This is a genomic window from Pseudomonas yamanorum (genome assembly GCF_900105735.1).
GTDB lineage: Bacteria > Pseudomonadota > Gammaproteobacteria > Pseudomonadales > Pseudomonadaceae > Aquipseudomonas > Aquipseudomonas yamanorum.
This window is the reverse complement of record NZ_LT629793.1, coordinates 6,111,771-6,131,458: the sequence shown is the minus strand read 5'-3', so window position 1 is coordinate 6,131,458 and position 19,688 is coordinate 6,111,771. Positions and strand designations below refer to the sequence as shown.

The 19,688-nt window shown below is 61.0% G+C and carries 13 protein-coding genes and 4 pseudogenes; 9 read left to right on the top strand and 8 right to left on the bottom strand.

Features of this window, described 5'->3' with window-relative positions; translation table 11 throughout:
* Nucleotides 1-7: 7 nt before the first annotated feature.
* The 3 genes from tauD to BLU46_RS28585 form a co-directional block, all read right to left on the bottom strand.
* The gene (tauD, locus tag BLU46_RS28595) at nt 8-841 is read right to left on the bottom strand and encodes a taurine dioxygenase (protein WP_093208524.1); all 834 of its coding nucleotides are present in this window, start codon (nt 839-841) and stop codon (nt 8-10) included.
* 2 nt (nt 842-843) lie between these two features.
* Nucleotides 844-1,830, bottom strand: a complete 987-nt coding sequence (gene tauA / locus BLU46_RS28590) for a taurine ABC transporter substrate-binding protein (protein ID WP_093208521.1) — start codon at nt 1,828-1,830, stop codon at nt 844-846.
* Nucleotides 1,831-1,995: 165 nt separating this feature from the next.
* Nucleotides 1,996-2,865, bottom strand: a complete 870-nt coding sequence (locus BLU46_RS28585) for an isocitrate lyase/PEP mutase family protein (RefSeq protein WP_017475386.1) — start codon at nt 2,863-2,865, stop codon at nt 1,996-1,998.
* Between the two features lie 324 nt (nt 2,866-3,189).
* Between BLU46_RS28585 and BLU46_RS33655 the strand changes: the two are divergent.
* A pseudogene (locus tag BLU46_RS33655) lies at nt 3,190-4,269 on the top strand (HAMP domain-containing protein); the annotation flags it as partial.
* A 321-nt stretch (nt 4,270-4,590) separates the two neighbouring features.
* Nucleotides 4,591-5,133 (top strand): annotated as a pseudogene (locus tag BLU46_RS33650) (methyl-accepting chemotaxis protein); the annotation flags it as partial.
* 102 nt (nt 5,134-5,235) lie between these two features.
* On the opposite strand, the pseudogene BLU46_RS33645 reads toward BLU46_RS33650, so the two are convergent.
* Together BLU46_RS33645 and BLU46_RS33640 are read right to left on the bottom strand one after the other, a co-directional pair.
* Nucleotides 5,236-5,709: pseudogene (locus BLU46_RS33645) on the bottom strand (methyl-accepting chemotaxis protein); the annotation flags it as partial.
* 117 nt (nt 5,710-5,826) lie between these two features.
* Nucleotides 5,827-6,522 (bottom strand): annotated as a pseudogene (locus tag BLU46_RS33640) (PAS domain-containing protein); the annotation flags it as partial.
* 225 nt (nt 6,523-6,747) lie between these two features.
* Between BLU46_RS33640 and ltnD the strand changes: the two are divergent.
* From ltnD to otnI, 5 genes are all read left to right on the top strand, one after another.
* Nucleotides 6,748-7,746 carry an L-threonate dehydrogenase gene (gene ltnD, locus BLU46_RS28570; protein ID WP_269458715.1) on the top strand — a complete coding sequence of 333 codons (999 nt, stop codon included), beginning with the start codon at nt 6,748-6,750 and terminating at the stop codon, nt 7,744-7,746.
* A gap of 10 nt (nt 7,747-7,756) precedes the next feature.
* Nucleotides 7,757-9,049 carry a 3-oxo-tetronate kinase gene (gene otnK / locus BLU46_RS28565; RefSeq protein WP_093208509.1) on the top strand — a complete coding sequence of 431 codons (1,293 nt, stop codon included), beginning with the start codon at nt 7,757-7,759 and terminating at the stop codon, nt 9,047-9,049.
* A complete protein-coding gene (gene otnC / locus BLU46_RS28560; protein WP_017475391.1) occupies nt 9,046-9,684 on the top strand; it encodes a 3-oxo-tetronate 4-phosphate decarboxylase in 639 nt (212 codons plus the stop codon). The genes otnK and otnC overlap by 4 nt, the downstream gene beginning before the upstream one ends.
* Before the next feature lie 184 nt (nt 9,685-9,868).
* Nucleotides 9,869-11,329 carry a GntT/GntP/DsdX family permease gene (locus BLU46_RS28555; RefSeq protein WP_093208504.1) on the top strand — a complete coding sequence of 487 codons (1,461 nt, stop codon included), beginning with the start codon at nt 9,869-9,871 and terminating at the stop codon, nt 11,327-11,329.
* Between the two features lie 10 nt (nt 11,330-11,339).
* Entirely contained in the window at nt 11,340-12,122 is a 783-nt protein-coding gene (gene otnI, locus BLU46_RS28550; RefSeq protein ID WP_093208498.1) for a 2-oxo-tetronate isomerase, read from the top strand.
* A 51-nt stretch (nt 12,123-12,173) separates the two neighbouring features.
* Here otnI and BLU46_RS28545 read toward each other — a convergent pair whose 3' ends face one another.
* Nucleotides 12,174-12,995, bottom strand: a complete 822-nt coding sequence (locus BLU46_RS28545) for a DeoR/GlpR family DNA-binding transcription regulator (RefSeq protein WP_063028990.1) — start codon at nt 12,993-12,995, stop codon at nt 12,174-12,176.
* 105 nt (nt 12,996-13,100) lie between these two features.
* The gene (locus BLU46_RS28540; RefSeq protein WP_093208494.1) at nt 13,101-14,228 is read right to left on the bottom strand and encodes an alpha/beta hydrolase; all 1,128 of its coding nucleotides are present in this window, start codon (nt 14,226-14,228) and stop codon (nt 13,101-13,103) included.
* A gap of 151 nt (nt 14,229-14,379) precedes the next feature.
* Here BLU46_RS28540 and BLU46_RS28535 point away from each other — a divergent pair, with 151 nt between their 5' ends.
* Both BLU46_RS28535 and BLU46_RS28530 read left to right on the top strand, forming a co-directional pair.
* Nucleotides 14,380-15,231: an EcsC family protein gene (locus BLU46_RS28535; protein WP_063028986.1), complete on the top strand. Its 852-nt coding sequence runs from the start codon at nt 14,380-14,382 to the stop codon at nt 15,229-15,231.
* A 165-nt stretch (nt 15,232-15,396) separates the two neighbouring features.
* Nucleotides 15,397-17,157, top strand: coding sequence for a sensor domain-containing phosphodiesterase (locus BLU46_RS28530; protein ID WP_093208490.1), 1,761 nt, complete (start codon nt 15,397-15,399; stop codon nt 17,155-17,157).
* Between the two features lie 44 nt (nt 17,158-17,201).
* Here BLU46_RS28530 and katG read toward each other — a convergent pair whose 3' ends face one another.
* Nucleotides 17,202-19,472 (bottom strand): catalase/peroxidase HPI, encoded by a 2,271-nt coding sequence (gene katG / locus BLU46_RS28525; protein ID WP_093208485.1) that lies wholly within the window; start codon nt 19,470-19,472, stop codon nt 17,202-17,204.
* Nucleotides 19,473-19,688: the final 216 nt, after the last annotated feature.

Genomic DNA, 19,688 nt, shown 5'->3' with positions numbered 1-19,688 from the left:
TCCTCCATCAAAAAGGCACGTCACCCAACATCGTCGCGCGGTGCATCACCCGCCTTTGCGGTCGGTAATCATCAATCGCGTAATGCTGGGTAATGCGGTTATCCCAGAACGCTACATCATTCGCCTTCCATCGCCAACGCACGGTGAATTCCGGGCGGCTCACGTGGCTGAACAATAACCGCAGCAACGCATCACTTTCCGCCGCCTCAAGCTCATTGATCCGCGTGGTAAAACCTTCATTCACAAACAACGCCTTGCGCCCGGTGGCAGGATGCGTCCTGACCACCGGGTGCGACAGCGGCGGGTGATCCTTCCGGGCTTTTTCATAGCGCGCCAATGCTTCGGGCGTGCTGCCGAAGCGCTCGGTGGGAAATGATTTGGTCAATTCGTGGGTAGCGGTCAGGCCGTCTAGCAGTTGCCTGACGGGGGCCGATAACGCTTCAAACGCAGCCACGCCATTGGCCCACAATGTATCCCCGCCGAACGCAGGCACTTGCCTGGCCGCCAACACGGAGCCCATCGCCGGTGCGGCGAGGAAGGTTACATCGGTGTGCCAAATGGCGTTGTCGCGGACATCGGTCACGGCGGTGTCGATCAACAGTAGTTCCGGGTGCCGGTCAACATGCGGGTAAATCGGATGCCGGTGCAAATCACCAAACCGCGCGGCAAATGCCACGTGCTGCCCGGGGGTAATGGCCTGGTTACGGAAGAACAACACCTGGTGCTGCAGCAGTGCTTGCTCCACCCAGTCGTGTTTTTGATCCGTCAGAGGCAGGGACATATCCAGCCCCTCAACCTCGGCGCCGATGGTAGGGCCAAGGGGATGAAGCGTCAGGCCCATGATTATTCTCCGATGAACTTGTCGCTGACGAAGGCGGAATAGTCAGGCAGGACCTTTTCGATTTTTCCCTGCTCTTTCAGAAATTCGGCGGTCTTGCCGATTTCCCTAGCGGTGCCACCGGCGAGGTATTGCGCGCTTTTTTGTTCGACGGCCGTCGGGAACGATGAGCCTTCGAGCAGCTCGGGAATGTCCGCAGCGTTGGCGCCTGTGAGCCGGGCGATGCTCTTCACGGGGGCAGATTCAGCGGTCCAGTCTTTTTTATGCGCGGCGTAATCGGCAATCGCCGCCAGGCTGACCTTGGCAAAATCGGCAACGACCTTCGGATTCTTTTCAGCGAAATCCTTGCGCGCTACCCACACCTCAAAGGTCGGGGCGCCCCAGTTGGAAACTTCGGCAGCATCCGTGAGGATCTGGCCGGTCTTACGGATTTCACCCAGGGCAGGCGACCAGGTAAACGCCCCGTCGATATCGCCACGGGCCCAGGCGGCGGTGATTTGTGCCGGTGTCAGGTTGACGATGTTGACTTTGCGCGGGTCCAGGTTCCAGTGCTTCAGCGCGCCCAGCAGGCTGTAATGGGAGGTCGACACAAAGGGCACGGCAATGGTTTTGCCGATCAGGTCATCAGGGGTCTTGATCCCGCTGCCGTCGCGAACCACCAGGGCCTCGGAACTGCGAATCTGCGCGCTGACAATGAACGCCACCAGCGGCATGTTTCGCGAAGCCGCCGCAGCCAATGGGCTGGAACCCAGGTTGCCGATCTGCACATCACCGGAAGCCATGGCGGCCAGGACGGCCGGGCCCGCGTCGAATTTGCGCCAATCGATCTTCTGGCCGATACCTTTTTCATATTCACCATCGGCGATGGCGCGTTTGATCGGGTCGATGCCGTTGATGTAGCCGATGGTGAGGTCAGCGGATTGAGCGCTTAGGGAGAGGACAGCGAGGCCCATGGCCGAGAGGAGGTTGCGGGCCAGTTTCAGCGTGTTCATTTTTATAGATTCCTGAGCGGATAAGACTTGAGCAGCGCGGACTCCGGCTCTCCAAGGGTCAACTCAGTTAGATGATATTGTTCTATAAAAAATAAAATAAATAATTTTATGGAATTAGCTTAGAGCTTCTGCAGGAGCGAGCAAGCTCGCTCCTGCTGGGTCATGTCACTCTTGAACATCCATGAACTCTTTGGCCCAGCTCACGTAGGTGTCGGGGAACGTATAGGTGTGGGTCAGTTCGCTGGCGGTCAGGTTCGACGTGCTGCGCGTGAGATTGCGCTGTTCGCGAAGGCTGTCGTAGGTGGCCTTGATCGAAGCGAAGTAGGCGCCGTGGCCGGCCACCACAATCCGCACACCCAGCTTGGCCAGGCGCTCGTTGTCATTGAGGTTCGGGTTGGCGTAGGTCACCAGCATCAACGGGACCGTCAGGCCTTCGGCGATCTGTTCAAGGTGGTCGAAGTCACGGACACCCACCATGCAGATGCCGTCTGCACCGGCTTCTTGATACGCCTTGGTGCGATGGATGACGTCTTCCACCGGCAGCACGGCGGCGTTGGTCCGCGCGATGATCGAAAGCTGCGGATCGACCCGCGCCTCCAGGGCTGCCTTGACCTTGCCCACGCCCTCTTCCGTGCTGATGAGGTCGGTGGATTTGCGCCCGAACTGCGCGGGCAGCAAGGTATCTTCAATGGTCAGCGCTGAAACGCCCGCACGCTCCAGTTCCTGGACGGTGCGCATCACGTTGAGGGCGTTGCCGTAGCCGTGGTCGGCGTCGGCGATCACCGGAAGCTGCGCCACCCGGCCGATGCGGGTGGCCTGCTCGACGAACTCACTCAGGGTAATCAGCGCGAAGTCCGGCGCAGCCAGAACCTGCAGCGACGCCACCGAGCCACCCAGGATGCCGACTTCGAAGCCCAGGTCAGCCGCAATCCTGGCAGACATCGGGTCAAACACCGAGGCGGTGTGAAAGCAGTGTTGGGAGGCCAGCAGCTCGCGAAACGAGCGCCGTAGATCATGGTGGGAAATTTTCGACATGTTCACTCCTCACTGTCGCCGTATACGCGGGAACGACCAGTGCCAATTCAAAAGTAAGGCTAGCGTATCACGCCGTAAAAAGATGGTTGATGACGTTTGAGAAACTTATACATCACGTTTAGCAGCGACGTCTGATGCCGCGGTGTTCGAGGGCTGAGACCACCAGCCCCCACCGTTAAACCGCGCCTTCGGCCTCAAGTGCGTGCCCCCGCAGTCGATACACAGGGGGTACGCATGGCCACACCCGCCGTCAAAACAATACATGCGACGTTCGACCCAACTGTTTTCTCCTTGCCAAAACTATAAATACCCGCAGGTGAAGTCATGAATATCAAGCAGAAGCTGACCTGGGCCTTTGCGGCCATCGCGTGTCTGCCAGTCATCCTGGTGGCCATTCTGGTGGTGCTGAATGTGCGCGAGGGGGCCATGGCCAATTTCCTCGACAGCAGCGGCCGCGAGATCCGTCAGATCGACAACGGCATGAAGCAATTTTTCGACGGCATCAGCCAGAACGTCGAATACGTAGCCAAGGACCCGCGCGTTGTCGCGGCCAAGGACCTCAAGAGTTATGCCGGCGCCGACGCTGCGCAAATCCCGCTGACTGCGACCAACAAAGACCTGCTAGGGATTTTCGATCAGTTCGCCAAAAGCCATCCCAGCACCGCTTACCTGTCCCTGGGACTGAGCGACGGCGGTTACGCCAGTTGGCCTGACGACACCAAACTGAACAACTACGACCCGCGCGTGCGCCCCTGGTACCAGGCGGCCATCGCCGCGCCAGGCAAGACCGTGCGTACCGGCGCCTACTATTGGGCGCCAGACGATGTGTCGCTGATCGGCACCGTGCACACCGTCGCCGACGACACGGGCAAGATCCTCGGCGTCGTCGGCCTGGACGTGTCACTCAAGCAACTCACCGAACTGGTGCGCAACATTAAGCTCGGCGACAGCGGCTACCTGATGCTGGTGGAAGCCAACGGCAACGTGCTGGTAGACCCCAGCGACGCCAAGCACAACTTCAAACCGATGGCCGACTTGGGCCCTGATTATGCCGAGCTGGCCAAGCGCGGCGACGGCGTGACCCAGGTCGACATCGAGGGTGTGACCTACATGGCCAACGTGGTCAGTTCCAAAGACCTGGGCTGGCGTTTTATCGGCCTGATCAAGCGCGACGAAGTGATGGCCGGCGCCACTCGCCTGACTTGGCTGATCGCCGCCATCGCCGCCGCACTGGCCGTGGTGTTCGCGATTGTCGGCGCCAGCTTTGCCAGCGTGATCGTGCGCCCGATTCGCGGGGTGGCCGACGGCCTGCAAGAGATTGCCGAAGGTGAAGGCGACCTCACCCGCCAGCTCAAGGTGCAGGGCAAGGACGAAACCGCCAGCCTGGCGGGCTGGTTCAACCAGTTCCTGAGCATGATCGCCCAGTTGGTGCAACGCATCGGCAATGCCTCTTCCGACCTGCAAGCCGCCGCCGCCGACACCCGCGACGTCGCCCATAACATGAACCAGGCGGCAGGCCGCCAACGTGAAGCCGTGGAGCTGGTCAGCACCGCCTTCAACGAAATGGTGGCGACCGCCAACGAAGTCGCCCGCTCCTGCAGTGCCGCCGCATCGAGTGCCGACGAAGGCTACCGCGATGTACACGACGGCCAGCAGCATATCGGCGAAGCCACCGGCAGCGTGCTCAAGCTCAGCGAAGACCTGCAGCGCTCCACCCAGACGATGCAGCAACTGGAGCAGGACAGCAAAAACATCAACACCATCCTCGACACCATCCGCTCGATTGCCGAACAGACCAACCTGCTGGCGCTCAATGCCGCCATCGAAGCCGCACGTGCCGGTGACCAGGGCCGTGGGTTCGCCGTGGTCGCTGACGAGGTGCGGGCCCTGGCGCGACGCACCGCCGACTCCACCGGCGAAATCGACAGCCTGCTGGGCAACCTCGCCCGCCGCACCCAGGAAGTCACCCAGCAGATGCAGGGCAGCCTGCTGGTGTCCCACACCAGCGTGGAACGTATCCAGCAGGCCCGCGACAGCTTCGACAAGATCCGTGGCTCCGTCGACTCGATTCGCGACCAGAACACCCAGATCGCCACGGCCGCCGAGGAACAGCACCAGGTGGCTGAAGAGATCAACCGGCACATCGCGCAGATCCATGCCGACGCGCAGTTGGTGGAAGGCTTTGCGCATTCGGCACAGACCGGGTCCGGGCGGTTGACGGATATTTCCGGTCAGCTCAAGGGCCTGGTGGGGCGCTTCAAGTTCTAGGCATTTCGCTGAGGGTAATGCCTGAACCGCTTACAGCGCGGGCAAAAAAAGCGCCACTCAACGAGTGGCGCTTTTTCTATTCCCTAGGCGCAGCTTGAGGCTCTACCCCACCCAACTGATGGCGGTCTTTGGAATCACTTCGGATTCATCGAGCTTGGAAGCGAACATGCTCACCGCCTCGACCGCATCGCTGGTGCCATTGCGAATCTGCAAAATCACCGAACCGGCTTGATCGGCCAACGTGACGCCGCGCTGCGCCCCTTCCTGAGTGGCATTCATGCTGACGACCGCGTCCCGTGTCTCGGCGAGAATCTTGCTGATCATCTCGGCGATTTCCGCCGTAGAGCGGCTGGTGCGCCCCGCCAATTGCCTCACCTCGTCGGCGACGACGGCAAACCCCCGCCCTTGATCCCCGGCGCGGGCGGCCTCGATGGCGGCATTGAGCGCCAGCAGGTTGGTCTGGTCAGCAATCCCGCGAATGGTATTGACGATGGCGGTGATCTGCTCGGAGCGATCGCCCAGTTGCCCCACCAGTCGCGCAGACGCCCCGATGTTTTCGGCAATCCGACGCATCTCACTGGCGGTCTCTTGAATGACCTGAGTGCCCTGCTCGGCAAACTTCTCGGTCTCGGCAGAAATATGGTAAGCCCGGGAAGCGCCACGGGAGTCGGCCTCGAATTTCTCGACCCGCTCGGTGATGTCACTGGCGAACTTGACGATCTTGGTCAACTTGCCGTCGGCGTCATACACCGGGTTATAGCTTGCCTCCAGCCACACGACGCGGCCGTGCTTGCCCAGGCGTTTAAATTGCCCGCTGAAAAACTCGCCCGCATTCAGGCGACGCCAGAAGTCGGTGTACTCATCGCTGTTCACCAGGCCGGGTTCGCAAAACATCCGGTGATGCTTGCCCTTGAGTTCCGCCAACCCATAACCCATCACATTCAGAAAGTTTTCGTTGGCGACCAGCACATTGCCGCTCAGGTCGAACTCGATCACCGCCATGGCCCGGTCCAGCGCCGCAAGCTTGCTGCGGGTGGCGGCCTCCTGGGCCACTTTGTCGGTGACGACAAGCGCGTACTTGACGACCTTCAACACCTGGCCACGTTCGTCCAGCACCGGGTTATAACTGGCCTCCACCCAGACCGTCTGCCCGTCTTTATTGACCCTCTGAAAGGTGCCGGAAACGAATTTGCCGGCCCGAAGCGCGGCCCAGAATTCGCCGTACGCCGCGCTGTTCGTCAATGCAGGCAAGCAAAAGTCCCGATGTGACTTTGCACTCAATTCATCCGGGCGATATCCCAACGCCTGCAAGAAGTTATCGTTGGCGCGAAGCACCTTGCCGTTCAAGTCGAACTCGACCACGGCCATCGAGCGCTCAAGCGCAGCCATCAATCCTTTGTACCCTGCAACGTCGGCCGTCCTGGCCGCCAGTTCTGTTTTCAGCGTTTTATTGAACATGACGTACCCCTTCAGAGCAATGGACTCTAAAGGCGCTATCGGCTGTCAGTTACGGAACTAAACACGGCCCCGCCGGCTTTTTATTTGACGTCAATTTAGTGCTCTTTTCCTTGCACCACGAGGCCTGCGGGACGCTCACATCATCAATGTTAAAATATGTTATTTGAAAAAATAACTTCACATAATCCGATCACTGGTGGATTATCAGCCCAACATGTCTCACCCCCTGACCACAAAACAGGAACCCTCATGAATAATAAGAACGTCGGTGTTATTGGACTTGGCGCGATGGGCCTGGGCATTGCCCGCTCGTTGCTGCGCAATGGTTTCAATGTGCATGCCTGTGATGTGCGTGAAACCGTCACACAACAGTTCGCCAGCGAAGGCGGCGTAGCCTGCAGTTCACCGGCACAGATGGCGGGTGAATGCGATGTGATCATCACCGTGGTGGTGAATGCCGAACAGACCGAGACCGTCCTGTTTGGTGAACTCTCGGCGGCGGCCGCATTGCGCCCGGGAAGCCTGGTGATTGGCTGTGCCACGGTGGCGCCAACCTATGCCGTGGAGCTGGGCAAGCGCCTGGCAGACGCCGGGTTGCTGTACCTGGACGCACCGATCTCCGGCGGTGCCGCCAAGGCCGCGGCCGGCGAAATGACCATGATGACTTCCGGCCCGGCCGAAGCCTATGCCAAGGCGGATGCGGTGCTCGCGGGTATGGCAGGCAAGGTTTATCGACTGGGCGACGTGCATGGCCTGGGCTCCAAGGTCAAGATCATCAACCAGTTGCTGGCGGGCGTGCACATTGCCGCCTCCGCCGAAGCGATGGCGCTGGGGCTGCGCGAAGGGGTCGACGCCGATGCCTTGTACGAGGTGATCACCCACAGCGCCGGCAACTCCTGGATGTTCGAGAACCGCGTACCGCACATTCTCAAGGCTGATTACACCCCGTTGTCCGCCGTGGATATTTTCGTCAAGGACCTGGGCCTGGTGCTGGATACCGCACGGGCCAGCAAGTTTCCGCTGCCGCTGTCGGCCACCGCGCACCAAATGTTCATGCAAGCCTCCAGCGCCGGTTTCGGGCGTGAGGACGATTCGGCGGTGATCAAGATTTTCCCGGGCATAGAACTCCCGACCGCCAAGCCTGACTCCGTATAAGGACCGCTCCATGAACCGACCTGCCGCACGCCCATTGCTGGGCTGCATCGCCGACGATTTCACCGGGGCCACCGACCTCGCCAATATGCTGGTGCGCGGCGGAATGCGTACGGTGCAGAGCATTGGCATCCCGAGCGACGAAGTCGCCGCCGGGCTGGACGCCGATGCGATCGTTATTGCCCTGAAATCCCGCACCCTGCCGGTTGCCGACGCCATCGCCGACTCCCTGGCCGCCCTGGAATGGCTGCGCGCAGAGGGTTGCGAGCAGATTTTCTTCAAGTACTGCTCCACGTTCGACTCGACGTCCGCCGGCAATATCGGCCAGGTCAGCGAAGCGCTGCTCAAGGCGCTGGGCAGTGACTTCACCCTCGCCTGCCCGGCATTTCCGGAAAACGGCCGGACGATCTTCCGTGGCCATTTGTTCGTGCAAGACCAGTTACTCAACGAGTCGGGCATGCAGCACCATCCGCTGACCCCCATGACCGATGCCAATCTGGTCCGTGTGCTGCAGTCGCAAACCTCCTGCAAGGTTGGCCTGCTGCGCTACGACAGCATCGCCCAGGGCGTTGCGCAGGTTCGCGAGAAAATCGCCGAACTGCGCGCCCAAGGTGTGGGCATGGCGGTTGCCGATGCGCTGTCCGACCAGGACCTTTATACCCTCGGCGCTGCCTGCGCCGACTTGCCGCTGTTGACGGGGGGCTCGGGCCTGGCCCTGGGGCTTCCAGAAAACTTCCGTCGTGCCGGCAAGCTGCGCGACTTCGACCCGGCATCACTGCCAACGGTGGAAGGCGGCGAAGTGGTGTTGGCCGGCAGTGCGTCGATCGCCACCAACGGCCAGGTTGCCGCGTGGATCGAGGCCGGGCGGCCAGCGCTGCGCATCGACCCACTGGCCCTGGCGGCCGGTGAACCGGTGGTGGCAAACGCCGTGGCTTTTGCACGCAACCAGCCACACACCGTGTTGATCTACGCCACCAGTACTCCGGACGACGTCAAGGCGGTCCAGCAGCAACTGGGGGTCGAGCATGCGGGCGAGCTGGTGGAGAACGCCTTGGGCGCCATCGCCCAGGCCCTTCGCGAGAGCGGTGTGCGGCGCTTCGTTGTCGCCGGTGGTGAAACCTCCGGTGCGGTGGTCAAGGCTCTCGGCGTACAGCTGTTGCAGATTGGCGCGCAGATCGACCCCGGGGTGCCGGCCACCGTGAGCAACACCGCCGAGCCGCTGGCGCTGGCCCTCAAGTCCGGCAACTTCGGCGGCCGGGACTTTTTCGACAAGGCCCTGAAGCAATTGGCCGGAGGTGCGCAATGAGCCGCGAGAACGCACTGCGCGAGGAGATTTGCACGGTTGGGCACAGCCTTTATCAGCGCGGGTTTACCGTGGGCAGCGCCGGCAACATCAGCGCCCGGCTCGATGATGGCTGGCTGATCACCCCCACCGACGCCTGCCTTGGGCGCCTGGACCCTGCGGCCATTGCCAAGGTCGATCTGGCGGGCAAATGGGTGTCGGGCGACAAGCCGTCGAAAACCCTGGCCCTGCATCGCCAGGTTTACGATCGCAACCCTGGCGTGGGTGGCGTGGTGCATACCCATTCCACCCACCTGGTGGCCCTGACCCTGGCCGGGGTGTGGAGCCAGGACGACATTCTGCCGCCACTGACGCCGTATCAGGTGATGAAAGTGGGTCATATCCCATTGATCAACTATCAACGCCCTGGCGCCCCCAATGTCGCCGAGCAGGTGGCGCAACTGGCCAACCGCGTACGCGGTGTGATGCTCGAACGCCTGGGGCCGGTGGTCTGGGAAAGCTCCGTGTCCAAGGCCAGTTATGCCCTGGAAGAACTCGAAGAAACCGCACGGCTTTGGCTGATGAGCAACCCGCGACCGGCGCCACTGGACCAGGCCGCACTGGACGAACTGCGGGAGACGTTCGGCGCCCAGTGGTAGGTCACCGGTTTTACCCGCAACCCCCTTGATGCACGCCTTCGCGACCCGAGGCAGCCACGCTGTCGCGAGCACGTGCCTGAACAATAAAAACAACAGGACATTCCAGCATGATCAAGCCCTACTGCAGTGTTGACCCTTACAGTGGCACTCACCTTTCGCACGTTCAATGCGCAGGGTGGATGCTATGAGCCCGCTTATTCTGATGGCAACCGCCGGCCTTGGGATCGCACTCCTGCTGTTCCTGGTGCTCAAGTACAAATTCCAGCCGTTTGTGGCGCTGATGCTGGTGAGCATCCTGGTGGCGTTGGTCGCCGGGGTGAAACCGGCCGACCTGGTCGCCACCATCGAAGGTGGGATGGGCAAGACTCTCGGCCACATCGCAATCATCATCGCCCTGGGCGCCATGATCGGTCGCATCATCGAGTTGTCCGGCGGCGCCGAGGCGCTGGCGAAAACCCTGATCGAACGCTTCGGTAACCGACGCACGCCGCTGGCGTTGACGGTGGCCGGCTTCATCATCGGTGTGCCGGTGTTCTTCGAAGTGGGGGTGATCATCCTGATGCCGCTGGCCTATGGCGTTGCCCGCCGGGCGCGCAAACCGCTGCTGATGTTTGCCTTGCCGATGTGCGCGGCGCTGCTCACGGTGCACGCCTTCCTGCCTCCGCATCCCGGTGCCGTGGCGGCCGCCAGCCAACTGGGCGCCGACCTGGGCCGGGTACTGATGTTCGGGCTGCCGCTCACGGCCTTCCTGTGCTACGTCGGCTACCGCGTGGCCGGACGCATGACCCGGCGTTTTTACCCGATGTCTGATGATATCCGTGCAGAGGTCTACGGCCCCCACGTGACCAACGATGACCTGCGCGCCTGGCATAACGGCAACGCCCAGAACGTCGAACAGGGGGCTGGCGCCGTCGCGCACATGGGCCTCGAAGAGTCCACCAGCAGTCTCGTTGCCAAGCTGCCGCCCGCTCCGGCGCCGGGTTTCGGGCTGATCGTCAGCCTGATCCTGTTGCCCATCATCCTGATTCTGCTGGGCACCCTGGCGACGTCGCTGCTGCCCATCGAGTCGACGTTGCGGGCGGTCATGACCGTCCTCGGAGCCCCGTTGGTGGCACTGCTGCTCGACACCTTACTGTGTGCCTGGCTGCTGGGCTCCCGTCGCGGCTGGAGCCGTACCCAGGTGTCCGATGTGATCGGCTCGGCATTGCCCGGCGTGGCCATGGTGATCCTGATCGCCGGTGCCGGCGGCGTGTTCGGCAAGGTGCTGGTGGACACCGGGATCGGTGCGGTGGTCTCCGACTTGCTGCGCACCACCGGGCTGCCGGTGCTGGCACTGGGCTTTTTGCTGACCATGCTGTTGCGCGCGGTACAGGGTTCGACCACCGTGGCGCTGGTGACCACAGCGGGTATCATCAGCCCGTTGATTGCCACGCTCAACCTGACGCCCAACCATATGGCCCTGCTGTGCCTGGCCATGGGCGGTGGCGGGCTGGCGATGTCGCACATCAACGATGCCGGCTACTGGATTTTCACTAAACTGGCCGGCCTCAACGTGGCTGACGGCCTGCGCACCTGGACGGTGATCACCACCCTGCTGGGTACCCTGGGTTTCCTTGTCACCCTGTTGATCTGGCCTTTTGTCTGAAGGAGTTTCCATGCCTCGCTTTGCTGCCAACCTGAGCATGCTCTACCCCGAACACCCGTTCCTGGAGCGCTTCGCCGCGGCCGCCGCCGACGGATTCGAGGCGGTGGAGTATCTGTTTCCCTATGAGTACAGCCCGCAGGAACTGCGACAACGCCTGAACGACAACGGCCTGGTGCAAGCCCTGTTCAACGCGCCGCCGGGTGATTGGGCGGCGGGCGAGCGCGGCATCGCGACCTTGCCGGGTCGCGAGGACGAGTTTCGCGCCGGTTTCGACCGGGCGCTGGAGTACGCCGCCATGCTGGGCAATACCCGCATCCATGTAATGGCCGGCTTGCTGGCGTCGGAAAGCGACCGCGCGCGGCACCATGGCGTGTACCTGGAAAACCTCGCCTACGCTGCCGGCCAAGCGGCGCAGGCCGGCGTTACCGTGCTGCTGGAACCGATCAACACCCGAGACATGCCAGGGTTTTTCCTCAACCGCCAGGATCAGGCACAGGCCATCTGCAAGGAGGTCGGCGCCAGCAACCTGAAGGTCCAGTTCGACTGTTATCACTGCCAGATCGTCGAGGGCGACCTGGCCGTCAAGCTGCATCGTGACATGGGCGGCATCGGCCATATCCAGATTGCCGGCGTGCCTGATCGGCATGAACCGGATCTCGGGGAGCTGAATTACCCTTACCTGTTCGAGCTGATCGATGAACTGGGGTATGACGGCTGGATAGGCTGCGAATACCGACCACGGGGCGACACCTCGGCCGGCCTGCAATGGTTGCGGGACTGGAAGGCACGCTAAGCCAACGCTACCCTCCCCTGCGCGCCGCTCGCAGCAGACCGAAAAGGTGCGTCAGGCGGGCGTGAGGTCGGACGGCAACATCAGTTCGACCCCTTGCTTGCGTATGCCGTCCGCTGCGGCGGGCGCCAGCGCGGCGTCACTGATGACGATATCGAACTGCTCCAGCCCGGCGATCTTGTACATGCTGAAGGTGCCGTACTTGGAACTGCTGGCCACCAGCACCACTTGCGACGCCGACTGCATGGCAACCTGCTTGACCTCCACCTTCAACGCCGAAGGCGTGGTTATCCCGCGTCGCAGGTCCCAGGAACTGGTAGAGATAAAGGCGATGTCGGTGACCACTTGGCGCAGGGTGGCCACCGCAAGCCCGCCCACACACGAATGGTTGGAGTGATCCAACTGCCCGCCCGTGTGAATCACCGTCACTTGCGGGGCGTCCATCAGTGCCTGCACCACGCCGAAGTCGTTGGTCACCACCGTCATGCCGGCGAGTGCCTTGATGTAAGGCACGATCTCCAGCGTGCTGGTGCCTGCGTCCAGGTAGACCGTCATGTCCGCACGCAGCAAGCGCGCGGCAAGCTTGGCCATGGCCTGCTTCTGCGGCAACTCCACCACGGCCTTGAGCTGATGGCTCGGCTCGCTGTGAAGCTGGCTGGCAATGCGCACCCCACCGGTGACCGAATACGCCCGGCCTTCCTGCTCCAGCAATGCAATGTCGCGCCGCACGGTCATGTGGGAGCAGTCGAACATCTCCATCAACTGATGAACACTCAGCACTTGATGCTTGCGCAACTGACGCAGTATCAGCTCACGGCGCTGATCAGGAATCATCGGTGCGCCGCTCTCGGCGGTGATGTCCTTCTGGCTTGGCATTCAAGGCTCCAACGGGTACGGCGGGTGGGTTCGGGTGAACCCCATAGTAGCGAATCCACCGCGGCCCGCGCGAGCCTGGCAAAAAAATGCAGTAGGCACACGCACCTACTTCAACCGCCCGGCCTCACCCAGCCAAGCAGGTGCGCCTTTGTGCAGCCAGTCAGTGGCCGCAGGATTGTGTTTGACCCTGCTGTCCAGAAACGCCACGCCAATGGCCTGGATCGCCGCGACTTGCTTGGGATCCGGCGCCGGTTCGCCCGCCATCTGGCTACCGCCGCCAGGTTTGGCGCCGTGCTTGTGCCCTCGACCTTTGGGCGCATCGCCGGACGAATCACTGCCTTTATCGGCCTTTTTCGCCGGCCGGTTGAATAACTCACTGCCCGCCAACGTCTTGTGCGTCGCACTGTTCAGGTCCAAGCGGACACTCCCGGCTACCCTCACCGACTCACCCAATACTTCCCGCTGGCGATAGGAACTGACCCAGTTGAATGGGTCTTCATCCTGTTGACCGGTCATCGACAGCACGGGCGCCGATATCCGGGCATACCTGTCTGGCCGAGCATCGGCGTCCACATAAGGGCTGAGCAGCAGCACTGCCTTGGGCTGAACCGCAACGCCCGACGCAGCGCCAGGCTCCAGCGCCCCGGCGAGCGCCTCGGCGGTCTGCGCGCCAAAATCAAAGCCGGCCACCACCACCTGGTTCCAATCGATGGCTGCCAGTTGTGTATCGCCCTTGGCGGCCCGTGCCCGAACCTCAGTCAGGACTTTCTGCAAGGTGGACAGCCTGTCGCGCAGTGCGACGTCGGAATAATGACTGCTCGCCATCCCGCGAAAATCGCCATATTGCGCCTGCTGCGAGGCGAAGATCGACTGGTCATGGGCGTGCTCCTGAACCGACAGCACCGCATAACCGGCCTGCGCCCAAGCCTTGCGCCACGCCACGCCGCCCGAGGCCGACTCTCCCAACCCCGGCAAGTAGATAATCAGCGGCACACGCTCCTGGGTCACCGGCGCCAACCACGCCACATTCACCGATTGCTGATCGACTTGCCAGGTCGCGTCCCAGCCGGCCGTGTCGTAGTGGGACGGTTGATAAGCGGTACTCAATTCCTTATCGACCCGCTCGCTGAAAGCGGCTCGCGGGTTTGGCGGATCGCCCGCACACCCTGCGATCAATCCCAGGCTGCCCACCAGGGCGCCCACCGCCAGCCAGTACCGCGGTTGAAGGCTCATTCGATGCATACCGTCATTCAGTTCAAGATGAATGGCAGCGTAACCGACCCGCTGGCGAACGCAGCACACGCACAGGTAAAGAATGGGTAAAGCGTGACGGCACGATGGCCTTTCTTGCGGGTCTTTGTTTTATGAGAACCGGAAAAACTTCATGGAGACGCCTGTGAGCATCAGAGACAACCCCGAGGACTACCAGGATCTCAAGCGGGCCGTCGGCTTGCTCGAGTCACCCTCCCTGACTGCCAGGCTGTCCGGCATGATCGGCTCCCCCATTGAAAGTGCGGTGAAGGCTTTGCCGGGGGTGGTTTCAAAAAGGATCAATGGCGCCGTGGCGGCGGCGCTGCACTCCTCCGCCGGCGCGGCGCTGAAGAGCCTGGAGAACAGCCCGAAAAAGCCAGCCTCGACCCGGCTGCACAAGGCCTTCGCAGCGACCTCGGGCGCGATCGGCGGAGCCTTCGGTTTTGCGGCGCTGTTTGTCGAGCTGCCGATCTCCACCACCATCATGATGCGCGCGGTCGCCGATGTGGCGCGCAGCGAAGGTTTTGACCTGGGGGACTTTGCGACCAAGCAGGCGTGTATTGAGGTGTTTGCCATGGGCGGCAACAGCCAGGTCGACGATGCAACGGAGACGGGTTATTACATGACCCGCAGCTTCACCACCCAGGCCATGCAGCAACTGTCGAAAGAACTGGCGGGAATCGCCGCCAAGCAGGGTTCCAAGGCCATCAGCACCTTGTCCCCGGGGCAAGCCGGCAAATGGCTGGCGATCCTGATCGACAAGGTCGCGACCCAGTTTGGCTTTACCATTTCCAGCAAGTTCGCAGCGCAGGCCGTTCCTGTGATGGGCGCCTTTACCGGGGCGACCATCAATACGCTGTTCACCCATTTCTATCAGGACATGGCGCGGGGGCACTTCATCGTCAAACGGCTTGAAGATAAATATGGGTTTGAGGCGGTCAAGGATGAGTACATGGCCATCAAGGCAGCCCCCCTGGTGCACTAGACGCGGGGGAAATGCCTGGCACCACGATGCCCCGGGGGCAGGTTTTCCGGGAGAGGGCGCCCGGATGCATACGTTTGAGCTATCTGTTGAATAGAAAAAACAACATCATAATGATGGCACTGTCTGATACTTTGTTGTACGAACACAGCCACTCTGAGGATTGTCATGGGCGAAGGCGCTCCTATTCCGCCGAATGAAGTTGAACGGCTAAAAGAGGTCGCGAAATTTTGTCCACCCGACAGCGACTACGATGATGTCTTTGAAAAAATCGTCGAGATGGCGTCTGCCTACTTCAACGCCCCCATCGCACTGATTTCAATTGTCGATAAACACCGGCAATGGTTCAAGGCACGCGTGGGGCTTACAGAAACGCAGACACCACGAGAAGTCTCTTTTTGCGCCTACTCCACGCTGGACAATTCCCTGTTGGAGGTGCTGGACGCCACGCTGGATGCCCGTTTCAAACACAACCCCCTGGTAACAGGGCCACCGCATATTCGTTATTACGCGGGCGCGCCGTTGATTACGGAGGATGGTTTTACACTGGGAAGTCTCTGCATCATTGACACCGTCTCCCGCCCTCCCATGAACGAGCGTGACAGTGCCATGCTCAACGGCTTCGCGGAACTTGTGATGATGCGCATACAGGGCATGCGGTCTCGCAACTTTATAGACCAACCCACGGGGCTGTTTAATCGACTCAGGCTTGAGGAAGATATCCGTCAAGCGGTGAAGCTTAAAACCCGGTGCCAGGTGTATGCCGTTGACATTATCTCGCCAAAGTTCCTCAACGATATCGTAAAGGCCCTGGGGTATAGCTTTGCCGGAGACTTGGTCCTGGCGATCAAATCTCGCCTGCAAACACTCTTACCCGCGCGGTGCCTGCTTTACAAAATAAGCCCGACCCGGTTTGGCTTCCTCCTTGAGGAGGAACAAACCACCGAGCACATCTGCACAAGTATTCTGACGGACTTCAAAAAGCCGGTTGAATGCCACGGCATCCCCATACTCATGCAAGTGGGAATTGGCGTCCTGCCCATTCGTGGCGCAGGGCAGCAAGACTGGCTGCGCCTGCTGGTCAGCGCGGCAGATGAGGCGCGTGACCGCAAGCTGGGATGGTCTCTTTATGAACCTCAGTTTGATGCCGCTCAACAACGCGCGTTCATGTTGTTGAGTTCGTTGCCGGAGGCGGTCAGCTCCGACCAACAGTTCAGCCTGGTGTATCAGCCCAAAATCAAACTGCCCTCGGGAAAGTGTGATTCGGTAGAGGCTTTGTTGCGATGGACCCATCCGTTGCTTGGCCCCATCAGCCCTGCTGAATTCATCCCCTTGGCTGAAAAAACTGCCCTGATACCCTCCGTGGGACTATGGGTGCTCAACGCAATCATCCGGCAAACGCTTGTCTGGAAAGCGCAAGGTGTGCGCCTGCGGATAGCGATGAATATCACTGTCAGCGATCTCGAAAGTTCCGAGTTCGTAGACGCGATGATTCATGAAATTCAAACGCACGGCCTGGACCCGGCCAGCTTTGAACTTGAGTTTACCGAAAGCATGCTGATGACCAATCCTGAAGAAGTCATTCGGCAGTTGGAACGGGTTCGTAAGTTTGGCGTAGAGGTTGCCGTTGATGATTTCGGCACTGGCTACAGTAACTGGGCGTATTTGAAAGAGCTTCCGGCCACTACCGTCAAGCTTGATCAATCACTGATCAGCGGACTGGGCACCAATCAAAATGACAAGCAACTGGTTAAAACCCTGATAGGCCTGGCGAAGGGGCTCGGCTACCGCGTCGTTGCCGAAGGCGTAGAAAATGAAGAGATCCTGGATCTTTTAATACAGTGGGGGTGTTCCGAGGCGCAGGGCTATCTGATAGCAAAGCCTATGAGCGCAGCGGATCTGGAAGCCTGGATAAACCAAGGCCGCTAGCGAACAGGCCCACAGCGTGGGCCTGTACAAGTAAGGCGCTGGTGTCAGGCCAGTTCGAAGCGATCCAGATTCATCACCTTGGTCCAGGCCGACACGAAGTCTTCGACGAACTTCTCCTCGGCGTCGGCACTGCCATAGACTTCGGACAGCGCCCTCAACTGGGCATGCGAACCGAACACCAGGTCGACCCGGGTGCCAGTCCACTTGACGGCACCGGTCTTGCGGTCATGCGCCTCAAAGGTATCGTGGGTGCCGGTGACTGGCTTCCATTCTACGCCCATGTCCAGCAGGTTCCTGAAGAAGTCATTGCTCAGGGTTCCCGGGTGCTCGGTGAACACCCCGTGCTTGCTTTCCCCGACATTGATACCCAAGACCCGCAGCCCGCCCAACAGCACCGTCATTTCGGGTGCGGTCAATGTCAGCAGTTGTGCCTTGTCGACCAGCAGCGCTTCCGCCGACACCTTGTAGTGCCCCTTCTGGTAGTTGCGAAAGCCGTCGGCGACCGGTTCAAGGAAGCCGAACGACTCGACATCCGTCTGCTCCTGGGAAGCATCCGTGCGCCCTGCCGTGAAAGGCACCGTGGTCTGACGGCCGGCATTTTTTGCCGCCAACTCAACTCCCACGCTGCCCGCCAGCACGATCAGGTCGGCCAGGGATATCCTTTTGCCTCCCGCCTGCGCGGCGTTGAAGTCGCCCTGAATAGCCTCGAGATGCTTCAATACGCCTGACAGTTGCTCAGGCTGGTTGACCGCCCAGTCCTTCTGCGGAGCCAGGCGCAGGCGCCCGCCATTGGCTCCCCCGCGTTTATCGGAGCCGCGGAAGGTGGACGCCGCTGCCCATGCCGTCGAAACCAGCTGCGAGGCCGTCAGCCCCGCGGCGAGAATCTTTTGCTTGAGCGCCGCCACATCCTGCTCATCCACCAGTGGATGATCGAGCGCAGGAATCGGGTCCTGCCACAGCAACTCTTCCGCGGGGGTTTCCGGGCCGAGATAACGCGCAAGCGGGCCCATGTCTCGATGGGTAAGCTTGAACCAGGCACGGGCGAAGGCGTCGGCCAGTTGGTCGGGGTTGGCCAGAAAACGTCGGGAAATCTGTTCGTACGCCGGATCGAAACGCAGCGCCAGGTCCGAGGTCAGCATGCTCGGCGCATGCCGCTTGCCAGCGTCATGGGCATCCGGAACCTTGCCGGCGCCGGCACCGTTCTTCGGTGTCCACTGATGCGCTCCCGCCGGGCTTCTGGTCAGCTCCCATTCAAAGCCAAAGAGGTTTTCGAGGTACTCATTGCTCCATTTCGTCGGCGTCGAGGTCCAGGTCACTTCCAGCCCGCTGGTGATGGTGTCACCGCCCTTGCCGCTGCCGAAGCTGTTTTTCCAGCCCAGCCCCTGCTCTTCCAGGCCAGCCGCTTCCGGTTCCGGGCCGACGTTATCCGCCGGGCCTGCGCCGTGGGTCTTGCCGAAGGCGTGACCGCCGGCAATCAGTGCAACGGTCTCTTCATCATTCATCGCCATGCGGCCGAAGGTTTCACGGATATCCTTCGCCGAGGCAACCGGGTCCGGAACCCCTTCCGGCCCTTCCGGGTTCACGTAGATCAGGCCCATCTGTACAGCGGCGAGAGGGTTTTCCAGATTGCGCTCGCCGCTCCCGGTGCGGCTTTCTTCGTTGCCATGGTTCTGCGGCTCGGCCACCAACGTACCATCGCCCGGCTGCTGCATTTTCTTTTGCACGCCGTAACGCTCTTCTCCCCCCAGCCAAGTGGTCTCGGCCCCCCAGTAAACGTCTTCGTCCGGTTCCCAGACATCCGGGCGACCGCCAGAGAACCCGAAGGTCTTGAAGCCCATGGACTCCAGCGCAACGTTACCGGTGAGGACGATCAGATCGGCCCAGGAAATCTGGCGGCCGTACTTTTGCTTGACCGGCCAGATCAGGCGACGCGCCTTATCCAGGCTGACGTTGTCAGGCCAGCTGTTGAGCGGTGCAAAGCGCTGCTGACCGGTACCGGCACCGCCACGACCGTCAGCGGTACGGTAAGTCCCGGCGCTGTGCCAGGCCATGCGAATGAACAGCGGGCCGTAATGGCCAAAGTCCGCAGGCCACCAGTCCTGGGATTGCGTCATGACATCGCGCAAGTCCTGCTTGACCGCTTCGAAGTCAAGACTCTTGAACGCCTTGGCGTAATCGAACCCCTCACCCATGGGGTCGCTGAGGGAGGAATGCTGATGCAGGATCTTCAGATTCAGTTGCTGGGGCCACCAGTCTCGGTTCGTGGTGCCGCCACCCGCAGCGTGGTTGAAAGGGCATTTCGATTCAGTTGACATGCTTGATACACCTTTTCGTCATGTTCATCCGTACCATCCTGTCCGCTGGAGCACGCTGGACATTGATGGTGAAACTCAAAAGTGCAGGCCTCTCAATAATGATCGGGCGGCTCTGCAAGTGGCGCTGATCAGCTTGCCGCCAGGCGCTTGAACGAAATGCTGGCACTGACGTCTGCAAAGATTAGCCTCGTTCGCAGAAAACTCTAATAGCCGCAA